The 4,729-nt window shown below is 31.1% G+C and carries 4 protein-coding genes; all 4 read left to right on the forward strand.

The genetic code is table 11. From position 1 onward, the window contains the following. Positions 1-333: 333 nt before the first annotated feature. The 4 genes from ACKI5C_RS05900 to argS are packed head-to-tail and all read left to right on the forward strand — an operon-like array spanning position 334 to position 4,388. On the forward strand, positions 334-963 hold the full coding sequence (locus ACKI5C_RS05900) for a cobalt-precorrin-8 methylmutase (RefSeq protein WP_407432250.1): 630 nt from the start codon (positions 334-336) through the stop codon (positions 961-963). A gap of 8 nt (positions 964-971) precedes the next feature. Beyond that, positions 972-2,246 carry a glutamate-1-semialdehyde 2,1-aminomutase gene (hemL, locus tag ACKI5C_RS05905; RefSeq protein ID WP_407432251.1) on the forward strand — a complete coding sequence of 425 codons (1,275 nt, stop codon included), beginning with the start codon at positions 972-974 and terminating at the stop codon, positions 2,244-2,246. Positions 2,247-2,255: 9 nt separating this feature from the next. Next, complete coding sequence (locus ACKI5C_RS05910) at positions 2,256-2,678, forward strand: signal peptidase I (protein ID WP_407432252.1); 423 nt, start codon at positions 2,256-2,258, stop codon at positions 2,676-2,678. A gap of 9 nt (positions 2,679-2,687) precedes the next feature. Beyond that, positions 2,688-4,388, forward strand: coding sequence for an arginine--tRNA ligase (gene argS / locus ACKI5C_RS05915; protein ID WP_407432253.1), 1,701 nt, complete (start codon positions 2,688-2,690; stop codon positions 4,386-4,388). Positions 4,389-4,729 lie beyond the last annotated feature (341 nt).

The raw sequence follows: 4,729 nt of genomic DNA on the forward strand, positions 1-4,729 counted from the left end.
TTTTAGACATATTATTATAATTTATGATTGAATTATATCAATGAATATTATATACAATATATTAATTTTTTTCTATTGTAAAAGAAAAAAATACTGAAATGACCGGATAGTAAAACTTTCATTATGCATGATTTTCCCCAAATGGCATAATCTAAAAAAAGATAATTTTAAAATTTCAGTAATACATATAATATTAAAAATAAAGTAATTAAACCGGTAAATTTCAATAAAAAGGAATTTTACTTGGCTTAAGAGATATTTTAAAAAGTTAATTCAAAATCAAAATTTGGTATAAAAAAATATTTTAACTATTTTTTTACATATAATTATAATATGACAGACCAAATGTTTATGGGTGCATCAACCAAACAAGGTTATGATATTGCTACTAAAAGTAGGGAAATCATACGCGGCCTTATCGGTGATGACATTAAAGATTTGAAACCTGCTGAAAGAGACATAGTTGAGCGTATTGTTCATTCTACAGCAGATCCGGAATACGCTAAACTTGTTCATATCAGTGATGACTTTGTAGATTCTGCAATGAAATCATTGAGAAATAATGAAACAATTTTAACCGACATCAACATGGTAAAATATGGAATTACCCGTTATGATGGTGAAGTTGAATGTTACATAAAAAATGAAGAGGTTAAGAAAATAGCTAAAGAGCACCAGATTACAAGAGCTGCTGCGGCTATTAGATATGCAAGCCAAAACGACTTTGAAGGAATTGTTGTTTCTGGAAACGCTCCGACAGCTGTTTTTGAAGCTATGGATCTATATCAAAAAGGTGAAATGAATCTTAAAGCTATAGTTGGAGTTCCTGTAGGTTTTGTTGGAGCTGCTGATTCAAAAGAAGCTTTAAGAAATTCAAATATTCCTAATGTTATTACTGAAGGTCCGAAAGGTGGTACACCTATTGCTGTTGCTTGTGTAAACTCATTAATCCAACATTTATAAGTGATAAAATGACTGAAGAATTATTTAATGAATCAAAAAAATACTTCCCTGGAGGAGTTAATTCGCCAGTGCGTGCATTTAAACCTTATCCTTTCTTTGTTGAAAGTGCTGGAGGATGTAAAATAACTGATAGTGAAGGAAATACATATATTGATCACTGCCTTGCTTATGGACCATTAATACTGGGACATGCTGATCCTAAAGTTGTGCGCGAAGTATCCAATCAGTTGACAATTGGTACAGCATACGGCGCTCCAACTGAAAATGAAATTAAGCTTGCCCGTGAAGTTGTAGATAGAATACCTTGCGCTGAAATGGTTAGATTTTGTAATAGTGGAACTGAAGCTACAATGAGTGCTATAAGACTGGCACGTGGTTTTACTGGCAGAGACAAAATCATTAAATTTGAAGGAGCTTATCATGGAGCTCATGATTATGTTTTAGTTAAAGGCGGTTCAGGTGCAGCATGTTTGCCTGATTCTGCAGGAATCCCAACAGACACTACTAAAAATACATTATCCGTTCCATTTAACGATGAAGAAGCTTTAAGCGAATTAATCGAAAAAGAAGGAGAAAATATTGCTTGTTTGATAATGGAAGTTGTAATGGGTAATGTTGGATGCATTGAACCAAAACCTGGATTTTTAGAGTTTGTACGTAAAATAACTGAAGAAAATAATATTATATTAATATTTGATGAAGTTATTACTGGTTTTAGAGCTTCCAGAGGTGGCGCTCAACAATATTATGGAGTTACTCCTGATTTAACCACATTAGGTAAAATAGTTGGTGGAGGACTTCCAATGGGTGCTTTCTGTGGAAAAAGAGAAATAATGGAGTTAATAGCCCCTCAAGGACCAGTTTATCAGGCAGGAACATTTAGTGGTAACCCAATTTCTGTCCAAGCAGGATTATCTACACTATCACAATTAGATGATAAATTTTACAAAGATTTAGAGAGAAAAGGAAATTTCCTTAGAGGAAATATTGAATCAATAATTGATGATGAACAGTATAATATTCAATGTGTAGGACTTGCTTCAATGTTTCAAATTTATTTGAATCCTGCTGAAGTTTATAATTATGCTGATGCTAAGAAATCAGATACTGAAAGTTTTTTAAGATATTTTAGAGCTCTTTTAAAAGAAGGTGTGTTTATACCGCCTAGCCAGTTTGAATGTAACTTTATTTCAAGTGCTCACAGTATGGCGGATTTACAAGATACTTCAGACGCAATTGAAATAGCATTAGCTGTAGCTTTCAATAAGAAAAAAAGATTTTAAGGTGTTAAAATGGTAGATTACAAAGAAATAGCATCATATGCTGTAATACTTATAGTCGTTTTAATCCTTGCTCAACATTTAAATGTTGTCGTTTCAGGAAGTATGGAACCAGTATTTTATAGAGGAGACATTGTCGCTATTGAAAAAACAAATTTGCTAGGAATTCAGGAATTTAATCCTAAAGATGTTAAAGTAGGAGATATAGTTGTTTATGATGCAAAATGGTTTAACCAACCTGTCATTCACAGAATTATCAATATTACAGAGATAAATGGAACGACGATGTATGTGATAAAGGGTGATAACAATAATCGGCCCGACCCCTATTATGTAAAGGCAGACCAGATACAGGCGAGAGTACTTACAGTAGGAGATAATCCCGTGGTGATTCCATGGATAGGTACTCTTTCATTATGGATAAGAGGATTATAAGGTGAGTTAATGTATTTTGAAATTGAAAAACAAGCAATAGATGCTTTAAATAAAGCATTAGACCAGTATGACGAAGACATAGATAGAAATTTCCGTTTAGAATTTCCACCAGATCCAAAATTAGGAGATTTAGCTAGTACAATAGCTTTTGCACTTACAAAAAAATTAAAAACATCCCCAAATCTTGTTGCTGAAGATTTGGTTTCTAAAATTGAAGTTCCGGACATATTTGAAAAAGTTCAAAACTTCGGTCCTTATGTAAATTTCTTTATTGATTATTCAAAATTTTCAAAATTATTGCTTGAAAAAGTAGATGATAACTATGGAAAATTAGAAAAAATAGATGAAAAAATCGTTTTGGAACATACATCTGCTAATCCAAACGGACCTTTACATATTGGACATGTTCGTAATTCCATTTTTGGAGATTCACTTGCTAGATTATTGAGGTTAGCTGGTCGTGAAGTAGAAACCCAATATTATGTAAATGATATGGGAAGACAAATTGCCATTATTGTTTATGGAATACGCGAAATGGGTTTAAAAATTGAAGACCAGGAAGGAGATAAAATTGACGAAAAGATAGGTAAACTATATTTCCTTGCTAATAAAGAAGTCGATGAAAATGAAAATGCAAATGAAAAAGTAAGTGAACTTATTCAAGAATATGAAAAAGGTGAAAACGAAGAATTGAATAAAACCTTTGAAAATGTTGTTGAAAGCTGTGTTTCCGGAATAAAAGAAACTCTAAACAGAATCAATATTCACCATGACGATTTTGTATGGGAAGGCAAATTCATAAGAAACGGAGATGTGGATAAACTTGTAGAATACTTTGAAAAAGAAGGATTTGTATCACATGAAGAAGTAGACTACATTGATTTAACATTCTACAATATTGAAAAGGAATTTGTCTTAAGAAGATCAAACGGTACTTCACTTTATTCAACAAGAGATTTAGCATATCACAGATATAAAGCAACTCTTGGAGACGTAGTTTTAGACATTTTAGGTTCTGACCATAAATTATCTTCAAAGCAAATGAAAGTAATCTTTGAAGAAATTTTAAAGGAAAAAGCTCCTGAAGTAATATTTTACGAATTTATTACATTACCTGAAGGATCCATGTCAACAAGAAAAGGCAAATTTGTATCCGTAGATGATTTAGTTGACGAAGCAATATTAAGAGCAACCAATGAAATTAAATCAAGAAATCCTGATTTAACCGATGAAGAAATTGCACCAATGGCCGAACAAATTGGAATTGGAGCTATAAGATTCTTTATTGCAAAATTGTCTCCTGAAAAGCACCTGACATTTAAATGGGATGAAGCATTAAGCTTTGAGAGAGGTTGTGCTTCAATTCAATATGCACATGCCAGAGCATGTAAATTACTAAATAAATCTGGAAAAGATATTTCTTCTCTTAAAATTGATGAAAATTGGATTCCTAATGAAACTGAACAGGATTTAGTAAGATTAATAGCTAAATTCCCACAGGTTGTTGAAGACTGTGCCAACAAGAAAAGAGTACACAACATTACACAATACTGTCAGGATTTAGCCGGATCATTCAATAAATTCTACAAATCAGAACAGGTTATTGGTTCAGATTTAGAAGATACAAGATTAATTTTAGTTGACAAAGCTAAAACAACCATAAAAAATGCATTAGATATTTTAGGAGTACCTGCTCCTGAAAAAATGTAGATGAGTAAATCACTCATCTCAAATTCTTTTTTCATGAAATTTTACAAACGAGTGTTGGCAGAAATTATTAGATTTTGAACTTTTAAATTGCGTCCTATTTTTATTTGGTTTTATATTTTTGTTAATTTCTTAATTTTTTTGAGTGCTGGATTTTCAAAACCAAAATCCAAAAGATTTAATTACTTGAAAACAAATTTAAAGAAAAAATAGTAAAATTTAATTATTAAAAAATTTTTTAGTAAAAATCAACTATGATTTCTACAAAGCCAAAAAAATAATATAATTATCACTTACATGTAAAAAATAATTTATACTACGATAATAATATAAATATTATCTAT

It is taken from the genome of Methanobrevibacter sp., from assembly GCF_045646045.1.
Classification (GTDB): domain Archaea; phylum Methanobacteriota; class Methanobacteria; order Methanobacteriales; family Methanobacteriaceae; genus Methanocatella.

Excerpts from the sequence above, each read along its gene's own strand:
- ACKI5C_RS05900 (WP_407432250.1), top strand. The coding sequence starts at position 334 with ATGACAGACCAAATGTTTATGGGTGCATCAACCAAACAAGGTTATGAT.
- hemL (WP_407432251.1), top strand. The coding sequence starts at position 972 with ATGACTGAAGAATTATTTAATGAATCAAAAAAATACTTCCCTGGAGGA.
- ACKI5C_RS05910 (WP_407432252.1), top strand. The coding sequence starts at position 2,256 with ATGGTAGATTACAAAGAAATAGCATCATATGCTGTAATACTTATAGTC.
- argS (WP_407432253.1), top strand. The coding sequence starts at position 2,688 with ATGTATTTTGAAATTGAAAAACAAGCAATAGATGCTTTAAATAAAGCA.